The organism is Streptomyces sp. NPDC054841 (assembly GCF_053611045.1).
Window position 1 is genome coordinate 1 of sequence record NZ_JBSGZO010000890.1, and the last position, 1,476, is coordinate 1,476.

Here is a 1,476-nt window from a genome sequence, read left to right on the forward strand (position 1 = left end):
GATCAGGACCTGACGCCCGGCGAGCTGTTTCACCGGTTCGGGTTGCGCCGCGACGTCGTCCTCCGGCAGCCAAGGGGCCAGCGCGAGTACGGAGTCAGGCGATGCGGTCCAGGACGATCGGGTTCGAGGTGAACGCCGTGCCCGTCGCGGCGATGTCGTACGCCCCCTCAAGGGACTTGATGGCGTACTCGAACTTCTCCGGGGTGTCCGTGTGCAGGGTCAGCAGACGCTGGCCCGCGGTCACCGGCTCGCCGGGCTTGGCGTGGATCTCGATGCCGGCGCCGGCCTGGACCGGGTCCTCCTTGCGGGCGCGGCCCGCACCGAGGCGCCAGGCGGCGACACCGACGCCGTAGGCGTCGAGGCGGGTGAGCACGCCCGTGGACGGGGCGGTGATCACGTGCTGCTCACGGGCGACGGGGAGCTCGGCGTCCGGGTCTCCGCCCTGCGCGGCGATCATGCGGCGCCAGACGTCCATGGCGGAGCCGTCGGCGAGTGCCTTCGCGGGGTCGGCGTCCTTGATGCCGGCAGCGATGAGCATCTCCTGGGCCAGGGCCACGGTGAGGTCGATGACGTCCTGGGGGCCGCCGCCCGCGAGCACCTCGACGGACTCACGGACCTCCAGGGCGTTGCCCGCGGTGAGGCCGAGCGGGGTGGACATGTCGGTGAGCAGGGCCACGGTCTTCACCCCGTGGTCGGTGCCGAGACCCACCATGGTGGAGGCGAGCTCGCGGGCGTCCTCGATGTTCTTCATGAAGGCGCCGGAGCCGACCTTCACGTCCAGCACCAGCGAGCCCGTACCCTCGGCGATCTTCTTCGACATGATCGAGGAAGCGATCAGCGGGATCGCCTCGACCGTGCCGGTGACGTCCCGGAGGGCGTAGAGCTTCTTGTCGGCCGGGGCCAGCCCGTCGCCGGCCGCGCAGATGACCGCGCCGGTCGTGTCGAGGACGTTCAGCATCTCCGCGTTGGACAGCAGCGCACGCCAGCCGGGGATGGACTCCAGCTTGTCCAGCGTGCCGCCGGTGTGGCCGAGACCGCGGCCGCTCAGCTGCGGCACGGCCGCGCCGCAGGCGGCCACGAGCGGCGCCAGCGGCAGTGTGATCTTGTCGCCGACGCCACCGGTGGAGTGCTTGTCGGCGGTCGGGCGGGACAGCGAGGAGAAGTCCATGCGCTCGCCGGAGGCGATCATCGCGGCGGTCCAGCGGGCGATCTCCGCACGGTTCATGCCGTTGATCAGGATCGCCATCGCCAGCGCCGACATCTGCTCGTCGGCGACCTCGCCACGGGTGTACGCGTCGATGACCCAGTCGATCTGCTCGGGGGTGAGTTCGCCTCGGTCACGCTTGGTGCGGATGACGGAGATGGCGTCCATGTGCTTGGGGGTCCTTCCGGTACGAACCAGGGTGGTGCGAGAGGTACGAAGGTTGGCAGGGGTACGCGGTTCTCGGCGTGGGGGGTGGGAAAAGTGGGCGGCCC

Annotated in this window: 1 protein-coding gene and 1 pseudogene; both read right to left on the minus strand. The window is 70.6% G+C overall.

Going from position 1 to position 1,476, the window contains the following annotated elements; genetic code table 11:
• A pseudogene (locus ACWGI8_RS44215) lies at nucleotides 1-96 on the minus strand (alpha/beta hydrolase); the annotation flags it as partial.
• Nucleotides 95-1,372 (minus strand): thymidine phosphorylase, encoded by a 1,278-nt coding sequence (locus ACWGI8_RS44220; protein ID WP_453669264.1) that lies wholly within the window; start codon nucleotides 1,370-1,372, stop codon nucleotides 95-97. The gene ACWGI8_RS44220 and the pseudogene ACWGI8_RS44215, both read right to left, overlap by 2 nt.
• Between the last annotated feature and the right edge of the window lie 104 nt (nucleotides 1,373-1,476).